Consider the following 17,879-nt stretch of genomic DNA (forward strand, 5'->3'; position numbering starts at 1 on the left):
GATCCTTCCCGTCAGCCCAGCGCGTCGGCGATGAGCCGGGCGTCGGTGAGCATGAGGTCGGCGTAGGTGGTCGCCCCCGACCCCTCCGGCCCGACCGACCCCACATAGAGCTCGACGACCTGGACCTCCCCGCCCGCCTCGGCGGCGACGGCCTCGACCAGGCTGGAGCTGACGGCGGTGTTGGAGAAGACGGCCGGGACACCGGCGTCCCGGACGACCTCGACCAGCTCGGCCAGCTCCTGCGACGACGGCTCCGCGTCCGTCGAGCCACCGGGGACGACGACGCCCAGGAGGTCGAAGTCGTAGGCCTGGGCGAAGTAGCCGAACGACTGGTGGTCGGTGACCAGGACGCGACGCTCCTCCGGGACGGCCGCCAGGATCTCCACGACCTGCTCGTGCACGTCCCGCAGCTCCGCGGCGACCTGCGTCCCGCACCCGGCGTAGCCGTCGTCGCCGGTCACGGTCGCGAGCTCCTCGCCGACGAGCTCGGCGGCCGTCGCCATCCGTGAGGCGTCGAGCCACACGTGCGGGTCGTCCCCGTCGTGCGCGTGCCCGTCGTCGTCGGCGTGCTCGTCCTCCTCCCCCTCGTGGTCGTCCTCGGCGGGCCCGGTCGTGCCGTCGAAGGGCAGCGGGTCGAGCAGGGGGGCCAGCTCCAGCACCCGTGCCCCGTCGGACCGGGCGTTCTCGATCGCCGCGCCCAGGCCCTCCTCCAGGCCCAGGCCGATCGCCACCACCAGCTCGGCCTGGGTCAGCTGCGCGAGCTGGGCCGAGGACGGCGCGAACGTGTGCGGGTCGTCGCCCGGTGCCATGAGGGTGCTGGCCGTCCCGCCGTTGCAGGTCACCACGTCCTGCACCACGCTGCCCAGCGGTGTCGTGGTGCTGACGGCGACGGGGGCCGACGTGCCGGTGCCGCCGGTCCCGGACGCACCGTCCGGCGCGTCGGCGGACGGGGTGCCGCAGCCGGCGACGACGAGGGCGACTGCCGCGGCGAGGGCGGTGCCGGAGGTCCGCATGGTCTGGCTCCTGATAGTTACTGAGATCGGTTATCATTAGCGTAGCACCGTCCCGAGCCAAGGAACGCCACCATGAGCACGAGCCCCGAGGAACCACGCCGCCGGACCACCCGTCAGCAGCTCGCCGTCGCCGACGAGCTCGGCCGCCACAACGACTTCTGCTCCGCCCAGGAGCTGCACGCCCGTCTGCGTGAGCGCGGGACCAGGGTGGGCCTGGCCACGGTCTACCGGGTGCTGACCGTGATGGCGGCGGACGGCGAGGTCGACGTGCTGCGCACCGACGAGGGCGAGGCCCGCTACCGCCGCTGCTCGACCGGCCACCACCACCACCTGGTATGCCGGGACTGCGGCCGCACGGTCGAGGTCGCCGGACCCGGGGTGGAGACGTGGTCCGAACGGGTCGCCGCCGAGCACGGGTTCGTCGACGTCGACCACACCCTCGAGCTCTTCGGCACCTGCTCCGGGTGCGCCGGGCCGGGCCCGGGCACGGCGAGGACCGAGGCGTCCGGCTAGCCCTCCGAGGGCGTGGACGGGCCGGCCGACCGGTCCACCGCTCCCCCGTAGCGCCGGTCGCGCGCGGCATACTCCTCGATCGCCTGCCACAGGTGACGCCGGTCGTAGTCGGGCCAGAGGACGTCCTGGAAGACCATCTCGGCGTACGCGCTCTGCCACAGCAGGAAGTTGGAGGTGCGCTGCTCCCCCGAGCTGCGCAGGAACAGGTCCACGTCGGGCACCTCGGGGTGGTAGAGGTAGCGCGCCACGGTGCGTTCGTCGATGCCCCGGGGCGAGAGCCTCCCCGCCCGCACGTCCTCGCCGATCCGACGGACCGCGTCGGCGATCTCCGCCCGGCCCCCGTAGTTGACGCAGAAGTTGAGGGTGATGACGTCGTTGTCCCGGGTCCGGCGCTCGGCGTCCTGCAGCTCGGAGACCACCGACCGCCACAGGCGGGGCGCGCGGCCGGACCAGACCACCCGCACCCCCCAGGAGTCGAGCTGGTCGCGGCGGCGGTGGATGACGTCGCGGTTGAAGCCCATGAGGAAGCGCACCTCGTCCGGGCTGCGCCGCCAGTTCTCGGTGGAGAAGGCGTAGGCGCTGATGCAGCGCACCCCGATCTCGATCCCCCCGGCGATGACGTCCAGCAGGGACGCCTCCCCGGCCTCGTGACCCTGCGTCCGGCGCAGCCCCCGCTGGTTGGCCCAACGGCCGTTGCCGTCCATGACGATCGCCACGTGCCGCGGCACCAGCTCACGCGGGACGTCCGGAGGGCGCGCCCCCGTGGGGTGCGGGTCGGGCGGGACTGGGACCCGGCGGGAACCTGCGGCCATGCTCAACGGATCCTCTCCAGGTGGCGGAGCGAGCGCACGCCCCGTTCGAGGTGCCACTGCAGGTATGCGGCCACCAGGCCGCTCGCCTCCGCCCGGTGCCGGCTCTGGCTGGCGTCGGCGAGCTCCCAGTTCCCGGTGAGGAGCGCCCCGAGCAGGGCCAGCGTCTCGGGGGCGGGGGCCGTCGACCCCGGCGGCCGGCACACGGGGCACACCGCACCGCCGGAGGGGACGTGGAAGGCCCGGTGGGGGCCGGTCATCCCGCACCGGGCGCAGTCGACGAAGCTGGCCCGCCAGCCGGCGACGGCCAGCGCCCGGACGAGGTAGGAGTCGAGCACCATCCGCGGCTCGTGCTCCCCGGCCGCCAGCGCCGCCAGCCCCCCGGCGAGCAGGCGGAAGTGCTGGGGAGCCACCTGCCCCTCCTCGGTGAGCTGCTCGCAGGTCTCCAGCATCACGTGGGCCGACGTCCACGCCGGGTAGTCGCGCGCGATCATCTCCCCGTACGCGGCCAGCCCGTCGGCCTGGGTGACGGTGTCCAGCGTGCGCCCCTCGTAGCACTGGACGTCGACGACCATGCCCGGCTCCAGCCGGGCACCGAACCGGCTCTTCGTCCGCCGGACCCCCTTGGCCACGGCCCGCACCTTGCCGCGCCCGCGGGTCAGCAGGATGACGATGCGGTCGGCCTCCCCGAGCTTGTAGGTCCGCAGGACGATCGCGGCCTCGCGGTAGGTGGGCATGCCCCCATCATCTCCCACGTCGCCCGTGGACGGCGGGAGGACCGCCCCGTGCCGGCCCGGGGCGGACGACCCCCGCACCTCACCCGCAGCCACCCTTGCGCGGGGTGTCGAACATGTGTTCCAATCCTGGCATGATGCTGCAGGGTTCGTTGCTCGACCAGGTCGACGAGGTCGGGGTGCGCCCGCTCACGGGCGCTGTGCGCCGGACCGTGCTGGACGCCGGCTCCTGGGTCGACCTGCGGCCCGGCTGGGTCACTGGCTCCGACGAGCTCTTCGCCCGGCTCTTCCTCGGCGGACCGGCCGGCGTGGAGTGGCGCGGGGAGCGACGCCAGATGTGGGAGCGGGAGGTCCAGACTCCCCGGCTCCTGCGGTTCTACGGCGAGGGCGAGACGCTGCCCGACCCGGTCCTGGCCAGGGCCCGGGACGAGCTCAGCGCGCACTACGCCGCCGAGCTCGGCGAGCCGTTCCGCACCGCGGGGATGTGCCTGTACCGGGACGGCCGGGACAGCGTCGCCTGGCACGGCGACCGCCACGGACGCAGCTCGCGGGCCGACACGATGGTGGCCATCGTGAGCCTGGGCGCCCCGCGGGCCCTGCTCCTGCGCCCGCGCGGTGGCGGGGCCAGCACGCGGTTCGTCCTGGGCCACGGCGACCTGCTCGTCATGGGCGGGGCCTGCCAGCGCACCTGGGACCACTGCGTCCCCAAGACCGGCCAGCCGGTCGGGCCACGGATCAGCGTGCAGTTCCGACCGCGCGGGGTCCGCTGAGCCGCACCGTCGGGGTCGGCTGCGCCTCCTGGACCAGCGCGCGCACGGATGCGCCGTCGGGGCAGGCCAGCGCCCGGGCCGCCAGGTCGCCGAACTCGGCGGTGCTCCCGGTCCGCAGACGCTGCTTGACGAGGGGCACCGAGGCGGCCGACGCGCTGAGCTCCTGGACCCCGAGCCCCACGAGGAGGCCGGCCAGGTCCGGGTCGCCCGCCATCGCCCCGCACAGCCCGACCCGGACCCCCTCCGGGACCCCGGCGGTCACGGACCGGACCAGGGAGAGCACCGCCGGGTCGAGGGCGTCCGACCACGCCGCCAGCCGCGGGTTCCCCCGTTCCGCGGCCAGGGTGTACTGCACGAGGTCGTTGCTGCCGATCGAGACCAGGTCCAGACCCTGGGCCAGGTGGGCGATCCCGAGGGCCGCCGCAGGCACCTCCACCATGATGCCGACCTGCAGGCCCGGTGGCGGGGCGCTCAGCCCGGCCCTGCGGGCGGCCGTGGCCAGCAGCTCCCGGGCCCACCGCACGTCCTGGACGGTCGTGACCATCGGGAAGAGCACGGCGAGGGGGTGGTCCACCGCCACCGTGCAGACGGCCTGCAGCTGGTCGAGCAGCAGGGAGGGGTCCTCGACAAAGGCCCGCAGCCCCCGGGCGCTGAGGAAGGGGTTGCCCTCGACGGGCAGCGGGTGGAACGGCAGCGGCTTGTCGCCGCCGACGTCCCAGGTCCGGATGGTCACCGGGTGCGGGTGGTAGACGGCAGCCATGGCTGCGTACACCTGGACCTGCTGGTCCACCGACGGGGCCTGGCGCCACTGGGCGAAGACGGCCTCGGTGCGCACCAGCCCGGACCCCTCGGCGCCCAGGTCGGCCCCGAGGCGGGCGACGGCCAGGGACGAGACGTTGGCCTTGACCCGCACCCGCACCCCGTCGGTCGTGACCGCCGGGGAGCGCGCGTGCCGCAGCGCCCGCCCCCGCTCCCGGCTGCGTGCCAAGACCATCTCCTCGAAGGCCTCCCGCAGCGCGGGCTCGGGATCGACCACGAGGTCGCCGCTGCGGGCGTCGAAGGCCACGACCGTGCCGTCCGGGACGTCCGCCCGGTCCCCGACCCCGGTGAGCACCGGCACCCCGCGGGCGGTGGCGATGAGCACCCCGTGGCCGGTCGTCCCCCCGTTCCGGGTCAGGACCCCCTGGACCTTCGAGGCGTCCAGCGAGATGGCCAGCGCCGGGTCGAGCTCGTCGACCACGAGGACGCCGTGGGCCGTGCTCTCCGGCTCCTCGAGCCCCAGCAGCATCCGCACCACCCGGTCCCCGACGCCGTGCACGTCCTGCCCCCGCTCGCGCTGGTAGGGATCGGCCAGCGTGGCGAACGCCTCCGCCGCCGCGCGGACCGCCGCCGACCACGCCTCGGTCGCCGGCTCGCCCGCCTCGATCCGGGCATGGGCGGCCTCGGTGATCCGGGGGTCCTGCAGCAGGGTGGCGTGCGCCTCGAACACCTCGGCCTCCCCCTGGCCCAGGTGCCGACGGGCCTGCTCGGCGAGCTCGGCGAGCCGTGCCCGCACGCCGACGACGGCGTCGGCCAGCCGCTGATGCTCCTCGGGGACGGAGCCGGCGTGGTCGTCGGCGGTCTCCAGCACCGACTCCATCCGGACGGCCGGTCCGATCGCCGCCTCCAGGCCCGACCCGGCCACCCCGGGCTCGGTGGACACGGCTGGTGCGGGGACGTCGACCTCCGCGAGGGGCTCGGCCGGACCGGGAAGGTCCCCGAACCCCATCAGCGCGAGCTCCTCGAGCTCGGCGAGCAGCTGCTCGGCCTCCGGGCCGACGGCCTCCGCGAGCAGCACGTGCCCCTGCTGCGCGTCGAGGGTGGCGACCGCCGACAGCGACAACCCGTCCACCGGTCCGCGTCCCGCGGTCAGGTTGCGCAGACGCAGGGTCGTCCTCGGCGCCCGCCCTGCCGCGCAGGCGACCAGGCGGGCGGCCGGGCGGGCGTGCAGGCCGTGCTCGGCGGTGACGGCCAGCTCGAGCGAGGACGCAGAGGGTGTCGTCGTCGTCCCCGTCTCCGACGCCTCGGCGGGCGCGGACGACACGCCGCCCCGGGGGTCCCGCAGGTGCTCGTCCTTGGCGCGCAGACCGGCGTCCGCCTCGCGGGCGCACGTGTCCAGGTCGGCGCCGCCGGCCGCGGTGACCACCGCCGCGAGCAGGCCCTCCACCAGCGGGGCGGGGCTGAGCCGCACCCGGGCGGCCACCTCCGGATCGAGCAGCTCCAGCGCCATCTCGGCGGAGAGGACGGCGCTGCCCAGGTCGACCAGGACGAGCACCCCCGCACCGCCGCCGAGCGCGTCCGCCCGGGACACGGCCCGGGCCACGGCCCCGGCGTCGGTGCCCAGACCACCGTCCTCCAGGCCGGCGGCCACCTCGACGTGCGGACCGGTCGGGCCGTGCAGCATCTGCGTCGCCAGTCCGACGGCAGCCTCCGCGAGGGCACGGCTGTGCGAGACGACGACCAGGGAGACCACCGCCGGCCTCACCCCAGCGTCCGCGCGGCCGCGCGCAGCAGGATGGCTGCGCTGGCCGCCCCGGGGTCGAGGTGTCCCGCGCTCCGCTCCCCCAGGTAGGAGGCCCGGCCCTTGCGTGCCACCAGGGGGACGGTGGCGTCCCGTCCCTCCTCGGCGGCGGCCGCCGCCGCCGCCAGGCAGTCGCCGAGCCCGTCTCCCCGGGCCACCGCCGCGGCGAACGCGTCCACCGCAGGCGCGAGCGCGTCATACATGGTCTTGTCGCCCCGCTCGGCCTTGCCTCGCGCGACGACCCCCTCGACCCCGGCGCGCAGCCCTTGGCCCAGCTCGAAGGCGCCACCGTCCGCGGTCGCGGACAACGGTCCGGCCATCCGGAGGAAGAACGTGCCGTAGAGGGGCCCCGACGCACCACCGACGGTGCCCACCAGCGTCATCCCGACCTTCTTGAGGTAGGCGTCGATCCCGGCGAACTCCTCGTGGTCCGCCAGCTCCGCGCACCGGCCGAACCCGCGGGCCATGTTCGTGCCGTGGTCGCCGTCCCCGACGGCCCGGTCGAGCTCGGTGAGGTGGTCCGCCTGGTCGGTCAGGTCGGCGGCGGCCTCGCCGATCCACCGCTGGAAGGACTTCAGGTCTGCCATCGCGTTCCTTTCAGGATCCCCATCGCAGCCCGGGGGTCGCCACCGGGGCGTCCCACAGGCGCACGACGTCGTCGTCGGCGCGCAGGAGGGTGACCGTGCAGCCGGCCATCTCCAGCGACGTGATGTAGTTGCCCACCAGCGTCCGGGCCACCCGGATGCCGGCCCGGTCCAGGAGGGCGTGGACCTCGTGGTGCATGAGGTAGAGCTCCATGAGGGGCGTCCCGCCGAGCCCGTTGACCAGGCACAGGACCTGGTCACCGGCCCGCAGGTCGAGGTCGGCCACGACCGGCTCGACGAGCGCGGCGGCGACCTCGCGCGCCGGGAGCGACGCGATGCGCTCCCGGCCGGGCTCGCCGTGGATGCCCACGCCCAGCTCCATCTCCCCCTCCGCCAGGACGAAGGTGGGGGCACCCCCGGCGGGGACCGTCGGCGACCCCAGACCGACCCCCATCGACCCGCCCCTCCCGGCGAGGCTGCGGGCGAGCGCGGCGCACTCCTGCAGCGACCTCCCCTCCTGGGCGGCGGCACCGACCACCTTCTCCAGCAGGACGGTCAGTCCCGTCCCTCGCCGACCGGCCGTCCAGGTGCTGTCCCGCACCGCGACGTCGTCAGCCACGACGACCACCTCGATCGGCGGGCCCCCGGCCAGCTCGGCGAGCTCGACGGCCATGTCCGCGTTGAGCACGTCGCCGGTGTAGTTCTTGACCAGCAGGACCACGCCCGCACCCCCGTCCGCCGCGCGGACCGCGGCGAGCCACTGCTCGGGGACCGGCGAGGTGAAGACCTCTCCGCAGCAGGCGGCGTCGAGCATGCCGGTGCCCACGTAGCCGGCGTGCATCGGCTCGTGGCCCGAGCCTCCCCCGGCGACCACCCCCACCTTGCCCCTGACCGGGCCGCCCCGACGGCCGACGACACGGGCCTGAAGGTCCACGGCGATCAGGTTCGGGTGGGCCAGGCCCATCCCGGTCAGCGCCTCGACCACCACGTCGGCGGGGTCGTTGAGGAGCTTCTTCATGGGCTCACTCTGCCACCTGCCGGGCGGCGGCACACGACGACGGGACGGGAACCCCTAGAAACCGAGCCGGTCGAGCTGCTTGGGGTCCCGCTGCCAGTCCTTGGCGACCTTGACGTGCAGGTCGAGGTAGATGCGGTGGCCCAGGAGCTCCTCGATGGCCCGGCGGGCGGTCGTGCCGACCTCCCGCAGGCGGGTGCCGCCGCGACCGATGACGATGGCCTTCTGGCTGGGCCGCTCCACGAACACGTTCACCCGCACGTCGCTCATCGGGTCGCCCTCGGGCCGGCCCTCGCGCGGGACGATCTCCTCGACCTGGACGGCCAGGCTGTGCGGCAGCTCGTCCCGCACCCCCTCCAGGGCCGCCTCCCGAACCAGCTCGGCGATCATCACCACCGTGGACTCGTCGCTGACCTGGTCGAGCGGGTACAGCGGCGGGGAGGGCGGCAGGTAGGACGCCAGCAGGTCGCCGACCTGCTCGACCTGTTCGCCGCCGACCGCCGAGCAGGGGATGATCGCGTCCCAGTCGCCGAGCCGGTCGATCGCGACGAGGTGCTCGGCCAGCCGGTCCCGGTCGACCGCGTCGGCCTTGGTCGCGATGGCCACCACGGGGACCTTCCGGACGCGGTGCAGCTCGGCCAGGTCGTTGGCGATGTAGGTGTCCCCCGGGCCCACCCGCTGGTCGGCGGGCAGGCAGAAGCCGATGACGTCGACCGAGAGCAGGGTCTCGCGCACCAGGTCGTTGAGCCGCTGGCCCAGGAGGGACCGGGGCCGGTGCAGCCCAGGGGTGTCGACGAGCACCAGCTGGGAGCCGGGCGTCGTGCGGATCCCCCGGATGGTGTGGCGGGTCGTCTGCGGCTTGGAGGAGGTGATGGCCACCTTGCTGCCGACGAGGGCGTTGGTAAGCGTGGACTTGCCGGCGTTGGGGCGGCCCACGAGGCAGGCGAACCCGCTGCGGTGCTCGCCCGCGCCCTCGGCCGGGGTGTCAGGATGCACGGGTGACCTCCGTGGGATCGTGGTCGGTGCCGGTCGTCTCCTGCGGCTCGTCCCGGCCGCCGGGCTCGTGGGGGTGCGGGAGCCGGCGGACCAGCACGGTCGCCACCCGCCGCCGTCGGCCGGCCATCCGCTCCGCGGTCAGCTCGAGCCCGGCGACCTCGGCGACGGCGCCCTGGATCGGCACCATGCCCAGGACGGTCGCCAGCAGGCCACCCACCGAGTCGACGTCCTCGGTCTCGATCTCCACCTCGAACATCTCGGCGAGGTCGTCCACCGGCAGGTTGGCCGGGACGCGGACCCTTTCCTGCCCGTCCTCGTCCACGACCCGCTCGATGTCCACGGTGTCGCGGTCGTACTCGTCGGTGATCTCCCCGACGATCTCCTCGACGATGTCCTCGATGGTCACCAGCCCTGCGGTGCCGCCGTACTCGTCGATGACCACGGCCACGTGCTGGCGGGCCCGCTGCATCTCACGCAGGAGCTCGTCCACCCGCTTCATCTCCGGGACGCGCTGCACCGGCCGCATGACCTCGGTGACGGCGACGGACCTGGCCGCGTCCGGGTTGGCGTTCACCTGCCGGGCCACGTCCTTGAAGTACAGCATCCCCAGCACGTCGTCGGTGTCCTCGCCCACGACCGGGACCCGGGAGAAGCCGGACCGCAGGAACAGCGACATGGCCTGCTTGAGCACCTTCTCGTCCTTGACGGTGACCAGGTCGGGTCGTGGCACCATGACCTCGCGCACCACGGTGTCCCCCAGCTCGAAGATCGAGTGGATCATGTCCCGTTCCTCGTCCTCGATCACCGCCGAGTCCCCCGCGATGTCGACCAGCTCGCGCAGCTCGGACTCGGTCGCGAAGGGGCCCTCGGCGTAGCCGCGTCCCGGGGTGACCGCGTTGGCGAAGACGACGAGCAGCTTGGCCACGGCCCCGAGCAGCAGACGCAGCAGACGCACCACCGGGGCGGCCGTGAGGGCGACCGCCTCGCTGTGCTGGCGGCCGAGCGTGCGGGGGGAGACCCCGACGACGACGAAGGAGACGACCGCCATGATCCCGGTCGCGACGAGGGCCGTCTGCCAGTGGGAGTCGGTCACCATGTCGACCGCGACGGTCACCGCGACGGCCGTGGCGGCCTCCGCGGTCACCCGCACGAAGGTGGCCACGGCCAGGTAGGGGGCCGGTTCCGCGCTGATCCGGAGCAGCGCTCGGGCACCGCCGCGCCCCTCGTCGGCCAGCTGCTCGGCACGGTGCCGGGTGACCCGTTGCAGGGCGGTCTCCCCGGCGGTGAGAAGGAAGGCCACGACGGTGGCCACGATCGCCACCAGCACCAACGGCGTCACGTGCGGCCCGCCTCCGGCGCCGCCGTCGTCGTCCGTCCGCGCTGCGCCAAGAACGTGAGCAGCAGCGTGCGCTGCAGGTCGAACATCTCCCGCTCCTCGGCCGCCTCGGCGTGGTCGAAGCCGAGCAGGTGCAGGATGCCGTGGGTGGTCAGGAGCAGCAGCTCGTCGCCGACCGCGTGCCCGGCGCGGGCGGCCTGGGCCCGCGCGACCGAGGGGCAGAGCACGACGTCGCCCAGCACGCCCTCGACGAGGTCGTCGTCGGCCTCGCCCCGGCCGGGCCGCAGCTCGTCCATCGGGAAGCTCATCACGTCGGTGGGACCGGGCAGGTCCATCCACCGTTCGTGCAGCGCGCTCATGGTCCGCTCGTCGACGAGGGTGACGGTCAGCTCGGCGCGCGGGTGGACGCGCAGCTGGTCGAGCACGTGCCGGGCGAGGTCGGCCAGCTCCTGCTCGGGGCAGGGTGAGGGCACCTCCCCGGACTCGTTGAGCACCTCCACGCTCACCGCGAGGTCCCCTCGGCGGACCGCCTGCCCGGGCCCTGCCGCGCGGGGCGCGAGCGCTCGTGCCCGGGCCGCCGGGCGTCGTAGCGGCCGTAGGCGTCGACGATGTCGCTGATCAGGCGGTGACGGACGACGTCGTCGCTGGTGAGGTGGGCGAAGTGGATGTCGTCCACGTCGTGCAGGATCTCCTGGACCACCTTCAGGCCCGAGGTCGTCCCGCCGGGCAGGTCGACCTGCGTGGTGTCCCCGGTGACCACCATCTTGGAGCCGAAGCCCAGGCGGGTCAGGAACATCTTCATCTGCTCCGGCGAGGTGTTCTGGGCCTCGTCGAGGATGATGAAGGCCGAGTTGAGCGTGCGGCCGCGCATGTAGGCCAGCGGGGCCACCTCGATCGTCCCGGCCGCCATGAGCTTGGCCATCGAGTCCGGGTCGACCATGTCGTGCAGCGCGTCGTAGAGCGGCCGCAGGTAGGGGTCGATCTTGTCGTTGAGGGTGCCGGGCAGGAAGCCCAGCCGTTCGCCCGCCTCGACGGCGGGGCGGGTCAGGATGATCCGGTTGACCTGCTTGGCCTGCAGGGCCGCGACCGCCTTGGCCATGGCCAGGTAGGTCTTCCCCGTGCCGGCCGGCCCCAGCCCGAAGACGATCGTGTGCTCGTCGATGGCGTCGACGTAGTGCTTCTGGTTGAGCGTCTTGGGGCGGATCGTCCGGCCCCGGCTGCTGATGATGTTCATCGTCAGCACGTCGGCGGGGCGTTCCGTGGTGCTCGTGCGCAGCATCCCGATGGACCGTTCCACCGCGTCCCGGTTGAGCGGCTGGCCGGTGGCGGCCACGGCCAGGAGCTCGTCGACGAGCCGCTCCACGAGGGCGATCTCGCCGGTGTCGCCGGTCAGCCGGAACTCGTTGCCCCGCACGTGCACGTCGACCTGCGGGAAGGCCCGCTCGATCGTGCGCAGCAGCTCGTCCCGGGGCCCGAGCAGGCTGACCATGGGCACGTCGTCGGGCACGACGACGGTGTGGGTGGGGACCACGCGGGGTCCGTGCTGTGGTTCGGTCATCAGGTCCTCCAGTCTAGGCGGCCGCCCCGGGCCACCCTGGTCGTCGTCGTCACGGTCGGGTGCGCCAGGCGCTCAGCACCGACACCGCCCCCACGGACACCGCCACGGCCAGGGTCCCGACGAAGGCCGCGTGCGGCTGCGAGGCGTAGAAGAGGCCGAAGACCACCCCTGTCACGGCCAGCGTCACGGCGCCGGTCAGCGACTCGCCCACCTGGAGCGCCGAGCTGTTGCGCCCGATCTCCGCCTCGGGCGACAGCCGCATCGTCAGCAGCGAGGTCGTCGGGTAGGCCAGCCCCACCCCCAGGGTGGCGGCGCCGTAGAGCAGCACCACGCTCCACCCGGGCCACCGCAGGGCGACGGCCAGGATGAGCCCCACCATGAGGGCGAGGAACACCGTCACCCCGACCCGCATCAGCGTGTAGCGGTCGACGGACTCCCCCAGACGGCCCTGGGCCCAGGAACCCAGCGCCCAGGCGACCGACGCGACGGCGAGCACGGCCCCCGCCTGCGCCGGGGAGTAGCCGTGCTCGTCACGCAGCATGAGCGGCAGGTAGGCCTCGGCCGCGAGGAAGGACCCGCCCATCGCGGCCCGGACGCCGATGACCGAGGGCAGCCCCCGCCCGAGCGTGAGCGTGCCCGCCGGGAGCAGGTGCCAGGAGGCCGCGAGCAGCAGCAGGAGCAGCACCGGGCCGACGGCCCGCTCGAACCCGTCGACGGAGTCCCCCGCCAGGTTGAGCGCGCCCACGGCCACGGCGGCCACGACGGCCCAGAGGATGGTCCGGGGGCGCAGGTGCGGCGCACCGGCACCCGGTCGGGTGCCGGCCAGGGCCCGGCGCAGCACGAGCACCGAGACCCCGACGAACGGGACGACACCGAGGAAGACCCAGTGCCAGGTGAACCGTTCCACGACGACACCGGTCAGCAGCGGACCGGCCAGCCCGGGCACCACCCAGGCGGCGGCGAGCAGGGAGAAGACCGAGGGACGGCGCTGGTCGGGGATGCGCTGGGCGATGACGACGTAGAGGGCGACCGTGGACAGGCCGCTGCCCAGTCCTTGCAGGCCGCGGCCGACGACGAAGACCTCCATCGAGGCGGCGAGCCCGGCGACGAGCAGGCCTGCCGTGAACAGTCCGGTGCCGGCGAGGACGACCGGACGGGGTCCGGACCGGTCCGACCACCATCCGCCGACCACCATGCCCACGACACTCGCGGCCACGGTGGCGCCGAAGGCCATGTTGTAGAGGTGGTACCCGTCCAGGTCCGCGGCGACGGTCGGCATGGCCGCCCCGACCGCGATGTACTCGAGGGCGAACAGCGAGATGAGGGCCGCGGCCCCGAGCGAGGTGCTGCGCAGGCCCGGGGAGAAGATCGAGGGCGGGACCTGGGGTCGGACCGGACGTTCCGGGGAGGTGGTGCTCACCGCCACCGTCCGGCCGCGTTGAGCAGGGCGAGGGCCGCCGCCCCGGCCGTGGAGGTGCGCAGGACCGCCCGACCCAGCCGGACCGGGCGGGCTCCGGCGGAGACCAGGGCGGTCAGCTCGTCGGGGGTGATCCCCCCCTCGGGACCGACCACGACGAGCACCTCCGGGCCGGCGGCCGCCGCGTCCCGGTCCGGGGTCGGCAGCCCGGCCAGGGCGGTCGTGAGGGGCTCGTCGGCCTCCTCGTGCAGGACGAGCGCCAGGTCCGCCGCCGCGACGCGTTCCAGCAGCGCGGGGCGGCCGACGAGCTCGGCGACCTCGGGCACCCGGGTCCGGCGCGCCTGCTTGGCGGCGGCGAGCACCTGCTGCTCCCACCGGCGGCGCGACTTGGCGCCCCGCTCCCCCCGCCACCGCACGATGCTGCGGTCGGCCTGCCACGGCACGACCTCGTCGACCTCCAGCTCGGTGGCGCTCTCGACGGCCTGCAGGTCGCGGTCGCCCTTGGCCAGGGCCTGGACGAGCACGTGGCGGACCGCGGGGGCGGGGTGGGTGCCGCGGGACTCGATCCGCAGGTCCAGCGCGCCCCGGTGGGCGCTCAGGACGGTGCACCGGGCCCAGGTGCCCGAGCCGTCGGCGAGGAGGAGCGACTCCCCCGGCCCGATCCGCTGCACGTCGGCGGCGTGCCGACCCTCGGACCCGTCCAGCCGCACGGTGTCCCCGCCGTCGGCCAGGAGGTCGGCGCCGACGACGAAGAGGGGGGCCGTCACGCCGTCACCGGCCGCGCAGGGCGTCCCAGAACTTGCCCGCCCTTCCCGCGTGCGAGCCCGTGGTGGCCATGCGGCCCTCGGGGTCGGTCTCCCCGCGCTCCGCCGCCAGCTGCACGAGCAGCTCGCGCTGGGCGGCGGTGAGCCGGGTGGGCACCCGCACGTCGAGGTGGACGACGACGTCTCCACGACCCTGCGAGCGCAGGTGGCCCACACCCAGGCCGGGCAGCGTGACGGTCTGCCCGGGCTGCGTGCCCTCGGGCACGTCGACCTCCACCGGACCGTCGAAGGTCTCGACCGGCAGGGTCGCGCCCAGCGCGGCGGCGGTCATCGGCACCTCCACCCGGCAGTGCAGGTCGTCGCCGCGGCGGGTGAAGCTCTCGTGGGGGGCTACCGCGATCTCGACGTAGAGGTCTCCGGCCTCCCCGCCGAAGGGTCCCACCTCGCTCTCGCCGGCCAGCTGGATGCGGGTGCCGCTGTCCACGCCCGCCGGCACCTTGATCGTCAGCTCACGGCGGGTGCGCACCCGCCCCTCGCCGGAGCAGTCGAAGCACGGGTGCTCGATGACGTCGCCGTAGCCTCGGCAGGCCTGGCAGGGGCGCGAGGTCATCACCTGGCCGAGGAAGGAGCGCTGCACCTGCTGCACCTCTCCCCGCCCGGAGCACACCGCGCAGGTCCGGGTGCCGCTGCCCGGCTGTGCGCCGGACCCGGTGCAGGTGGTGCATCGGACGGCCGTGTCGACGGTGAGGTTCTCCTCGCCGCCGAAGACGGCCGTGGCCAGCTCGACGTCCAAGCGCACGAGCGCGTCGTGCCCGCGCTGCACCCGCGAGCGCGGCCCCCGGGCACCGGCCGCGGTGCCGCCGAAGAAGGCGTCCATGATGTCGGTGAAGGTGAAGCCCTGCCCGAAGCCTCCGCTGGCGCCGGCGTAGGGGTCCTGTCCCCGGTCGTAGGCCGAGCGCTTGCCCTGGTCGGAGAGGACGTCGTAGGCCTGGGAGACCCGCTTGAACTCGGCCTCGGCGTCCGGGCCGGGGTTGACGTCGGGGTGGAGCTGGCGGGCCTTCTTGCGGTAGGCCTTCTTGATCTCCTCGGCGCTGGCGTCGCGGGAGACCCCGAGGTCGGCGTAGTAGTCGTTCACGGCGTAGGAGTTCCTTGGTGGTGGGGGGCAACGGGAAGGACAACGGCGCGGGCGGTCGAACTATGCCGCGGCAGCCGCCGGGTGTCGGACGGGAGCACCCGCCCGTCGGGGACGGACGGCCTCACCCGTCCAGGATCTCGGCGACGTAGCGGGCCACGGCCCGGACCGCGGCCATCGCCTGGGGGTAGTCCATCCGGGTGGGGCCGACCACCCCCAGGCCCCCGGCGTCGCCGTAGCTGGTGGCCACGACCGAGGTGGTGCGCAGGGGTTCGTAGGGATTCTCCATCCCGATGCTGACCGCGACCTGGTCGCCGTCGAGGGTGGCCATGCTGCCCATGAGACGCAGCAGGACGACGTGCTCCTCGAGGGCGTCGAGGACGGAGGAGAGCGAGGTGGGGAAGTCGTTGCCGGACCGGGCCAGGTTCGCGGTGCCGCTGAGAACGACCCGCTCCTCCGACTGCTCGGCCACGGCGTCGGCCAGCGCCCGGGCGACCGCGGTCGCCACGTGGCGGTCCTCCGGGGCGACGTCCTCGAGGAGGGCGTCCAGGCGGGCCGGGACCGACGGCAGGGGCAGGCCCACGGAGACGGAGTTGACGCGGGAGCGCAGGTCGGCGACGAGGTCGGCGTCGGGGGCCAGCTCGCGCCCGGTGTCGATGACGCGTTGCTCGACCCGGCCGGTGTTGACGATCAGCACGACCATCAGACGCGGACCGCCGATGGGGACCAGCTCGACGTGCCGGACGGTGGACCGGGACAGGCTGGGGTACTGCATGACCGCCACCTGGTGGGTCAGGCTGGACAGCAGCCGGGTGGTCCGGGCGACCACGTCGTCCAGGTCGACCGCCCCGTGCAGGAAACGCTCGATCGCGCTGCGCTCGCCCCGGCCGAGGGGCTTGACGGCGCTGAGCCGGTCCACGAACAGGCGGTAGCCGGCGTCCGTGGGCACCCGGCCCGCGCTCGTGTGGGGGGCCGTGATCAGGCCCTCCTCCTCCAGCACCGCCATGTCGTTGCGCACCGTGGCTGCGGACACCCCCAGCTGGTGGCGCTCCAGCAGCGCCTTGGACCCCACCGGCTCGGAGGTGCGCACGTAGTCCTGGACGATGGCGCGCAGCACGTGGAGGCGACGGTCGTCGCTGACGCTCATGCTCTCGCCCACCTCCCGCTGCTGGCACTCCGACGGTCTGAGTGCCAGTCTACGCGGCCGGTGCAAGCCGGCCGGACCGCACACCTACGATGAGCCCATGAACCAGGTGCGCATGGAGACCGACAGCATGGGACAGGTCGAGGTCCCCTCCGACCGTTACTGGGGCGCGCAGACGCAGCGCAGCATCCACAACTTCCCCATCGGCCGGGACACCTTCGTCTGGGGGCGTCCGGTGATCAAGGCGCTGGGGATCCTCAAGAAGGGCGCGGCGCAGGCCAACGCGGAGCTGGGCGAGCTCCCCGCGGACGTCGCCGACCTCGTCGTCCGCGCCGCCGACGAGGTCATCGCCGGGGACCTGGACGAGCACTTCCCGCTCGTGGTCTTCCAGACCGGCTCGGGGACCCAGAGCAACATGAACAGCAACGAGGTCATCGCCAACCGGGCCATCGAGCTGGCCGGCGGCGAGCTGGGCAGCAAGACCCCGGTCCACCCCAACGACCACGTCAACCGGGGCCAGAGCAGCAACGACACCTTCCCCACGGCGATGCACATCGCCGTGCTCCTCGAGCTGCGGGACCGGCTCGAGGGTGGGGTCGGCGTGCTGCGCGACACGCTGGCGGCCAAGGCCCAGGAGCATGCCGACGTCGTCAAGGTCGGGCGCACGCACCTGCAGGACGCCACCCCCATCACGCTGGGCCAGGAGATCGGCGGCTGGGTCGCCCAGATCGACTACGCTATGGGTCAGGTCCGCCATGCGGGCGAGGGGCTGCACGAGCTGGCCATCGGCGGCACCGCCGTCGGCACCGGGCTCAACGCCCACCCGCGCTTCGGGGACCTCGCCGCCCGGAAGATGGGCGAGGAGGCCGGGCTGGAGCTGCGCTCGGCGGAGAACAAGTTCGCCGCGCTGTCCGCGCACGACGCGCTCGTGCAGACCTCGGCCGCGCTGCGCACCCTCGCCGGCGCGCTGATGAAGATGGCCAACGACGTGCGCTGGCTGGCCTCCGGGCCGCGCAACGGCATCGGCGAGCTGAACATCCCCGAGAACGAGCCGGGATCCAGCATCATGCCGGGCAAGGTGAACCCGACGCAGGCCGAGGCGCTGACGATGGTGGCCACCCGGGTGTTCGGCAACGACGCCACCGTCGCCTTCGCCGGCACCCAGGGCAACTTCCAGCTCAACGTCTTCAAGCCGGTCATGGTGCACGCGGTGCTGGAGAGCATCCGCCTCCTGGCCGACGCGTGCCGGGCGTTCAACGACGGCTGCGCCGTGGGGCTGGAGCCCAACACCGCGCGCATCGAGGCCAACCTGGCCAGCAACCTCATGCAGGTCACTGCGCTCAACCCGCACATCGGCTACGACAAGGCGGCCGCGATCGCCAAGAAGGCGCACAAGGAGGGCCTGACCCTGCGCGAGGCCGCGGTCGCCAGCGGCGAGCTGTCCGAGGAGCAGTTCGACGCATGGGTGGTGCCCGCCGACATGACGCAGCCCCGGCAGGTCGACTGACACCGCGACGCACGGCGAGGGCCCGGT

General features: G+C 74.0%; 17 protein-coding genes. 3 read left to right on the top strand and 14 right to left on the bottom strand.

What is annotated here, in order from left to right:
- Window positions 1–11: 11 nt before the first annotated feature.
- A complete protein-coding gene (locus tag FJR00_RS03160; protein WP_141337432.1) occupies window positions 12–1,013 on the bottom strand; it encodes a metal ABC transporter substrate-binding protein in 1,002 nt (333 codons plus the stop codon).
- Between the two features lie 72 nt (window positions 1,014–1,085).
- Between FJR00_RS03160 and FJR00_RS03165 the strand changes: the two genes are divergently transcribed.
- The gene (locus FJR00_RS03165; protein WP_075958348.1) at window positions 1,086–1,526 is read left to right on the top strand and encodes a Fur family transcriptional regulator; all 441 of its coding nucleotides are present in this window, start codon (window positions 1,086–1,088) and stop codon (window positions 1,524–1,526) included.
- Here the strand turns inward: FJR00_RS03165 and FJR00_RS03170 are convergent.
- Together FJR00_RS03170 and recO are read right to left on the bottom strand one after the other, a co-directional pair.
- Complete coding sequence (locus FJR00_RS03170; protein ID WP_141337433.1) at window positions 1,523–2,338, bottom strand: isoprenyl transferase; 816 nt, start codon at window positions 2,336–2,338, stop codon at window positions 1,523–1,525. The genes FJR00_RS03165 and FJR00_RS03170 overlap by 4 nt on opposite strands.
- 2 nt (window positions 2,339–2,340) lie before the next feature.
- Window positions 2,341–3,072, bottom strand: a complete 732-nt coding sequence (gene recO / locus FJR00_RS03175) for a DNA repair protein RecO (protein ID WP_141337434.1) — start codon at window positions 3,070–3,072, stop codon at window positions 2,341–2,343.
- A 131-nt stretch (window positions 3,073–3,203) separates the two neighbouring features.
- Here recO and FJR00_RS03180 point away from each other — a divergent pair, with 131 nt between their 5' ends.
- A complete protein-coding gene (locus tag FJR00_RS03180; protein WP_141337435.1) occupies window positions 3,204–3,839 on the top strand; it encodes an alpha-ketoglutarate-dependent dioxygenase AlkB in 636 nt (211 codons plus the stop codon).
- Here FJR00_RS03180 and ptsP read toward each other — a convergent pair.
- From ptsP to hrcA, 11 genes are all read right to left on the bottom strand, one after another.
- The gene (gene ptsP, locus FJR00_RS03185; protein WP_238330277.1) at window positions 3,805–6,363 is read right to left on the bottom strand and encodes a phosphoenolpyruvate--protein phosphotransferase; all 2,559 of its coding nucleotides are present in this window, start codon (window positions 6,361–6,363) and stop codon (window positions 3,805–3,807) included. The two genes, FJR00_RS03180 and ptsP, sit on opposite strands and share 35 nt — an antisense overlap.
- A complete protein-coding gene (gene dhaL, locus FJR00_RS03190) occupies window positions 6,360–6,986 on the bottom strand; it encodes a dihydroxyacetone kinase subunit DhaL (RefSeq protein WP_075958351.1) in 627 nt (208 codons plus the stop codon). Before dhaL ends, ptsP begins: the two co-directional genes overlap by 4 nt.
- 10 nt (window positions 6,987–6,996) lie before the next feature.
- The gene (gene dhaK / locus FJR00_RS03195) at window positions 6,997–8,001 is read right to left on the bottom strand and encodes a dihydroxyacetone kinase subunit DhaK (protein WP_141337436.1); all 1,005 of its coding nucleotides are present in this window, start codon (window positions 7,999–8,001) and stop codon (window positions 6,997–6,999) included.
- Between the two features lie 54 nt (window positions 8,002–8,055).
- Entirely contained in the window at window positions 8,056–8,994 is a 939-nt protein-coding gene (era, locus tag FJR00_RS03200) for a GTPase Era (RefSeq protein WP_141337437.1), read from the bottom strand.
- Window positions 8,984–10,333 (bottom strand): hemolysin family protein, encoded by a 1,350-nt coding sequence (locus FJR00_RS03205; RefSeq protein ID WP_141337438.1) that lies wholly within the window; start codon window positions 10,331–10,333, stop codon window positions 8,984–8,986. The genes era and FJR00_RS03205 overlap by 11 nt, the downstream gene beginning before the upstream one ends.
- Window positions 10,330–10,836 carry an rRNA maturation RNase YbeY gene (gene ybeY, locus FJR00_RS03210; protein ID WP_075958353.1) on the bottom strand — a complete coding sequence of 169 codons (507 nt, stop codon included), beginning with the start codon at window positions 10,834–10,836 and terminating at the stop codon, window positions 10,330–10,332. Before ybeY ends, FJR00_RS03205 begins: the two co-directional genes overlap by 4 nt.
- Window positions 10,833–11,888: a PhoH family protein gene (locus FJR00_RS03215; protein WP_075958354.1), complete on the bottom strand. Its 1,056-nt coding sequence runs from the start codon at window positions 11,886–11,888 to the stop codon at window positions 10,833–10,835. The genes ybeY and FJR00_RS03215 overlap by 4 nt, the downstream gene beginning before the upstream one ends.
- A gap of 49 nt (window positions 11,889–11,937) precedes the next feature.
- Complete coding sequence (locus tag FJR00_RS03220) at window positions 11,938–13,308, bottom strand: MFS transporter (protein WP_141337439.1); 1,371 nt, start codon at window positions 13,306–13,308, stop codon at window positions 11,938–11,940.
- Window positions 13,305–14,072, bottom strand: coding sequence for a 16S rRNA (uracil(1498)-N(3))-methyltransferase (locus tag FJR00_RS03225; RefSeq protein ID WP_141337440.1), 768 nt, complete (start codon window positions 14,070–14,072; stop codon window positions 13,305–13,307). The genes FJR00_RS03220 and FJR00_RS03225 overlap by 4 nt, the downstream gene beginning before the upstream one ends.
- Window positions 14,073–14,076: 4 nt before the next feature.
- Window positions 14,077–15,204 carry a molecular chaperone DnaJ gene (dnaJ, locus tag FJR00_RS03230; protein WP_141337441.1) on the bottom strand — a complete coding sequence of 376 codons (1,128 nt, stop codon included), beginning with the start codon at window positions 15,202–15,204 and terminating at the stop codon, window positions 14,077–14,079.
- Window positions 15,205–15,325: 121 nt separating this feature from the next.
- Entirely contained in the window at window positions 15,326–16,348 is a 1,023-nt protein-coding gene (gene hrcA / locus FJR00_RS03235; RefSeq protein WP_141337442.1) for a heat-inducible transcriptional repressor HrcA, read from the bottom strand.
- A gap of 97 nt (window positions 16,349–16,445) precedes the next feature.
- Here hrcA and fumC point away from each other — a divergent pair, with 97 nt between their 5' ends.
- Entirely contained in the window at window positions 16,446–17,852 is a 1,407-nt protein-coding gene (fumC, locus tag FJR00_RS03240; protein WP_141337443.1) for a class II fumarate hydratase, read from the top strand.
- The last annotated feature ends 27 nt before the right edge of the window (window positions 17,853–17,879 follow it).

It is taken from the genome of Ornithinimicrobium kibberense (assembly GCF_006519705.1).
Lineage (GTDB): Bacteria > Actinomycetota > Actinomycetes > Actinomycetales > Dermatophilaceae > Ornithinicoccus > Ornithinicoccus kibberensis.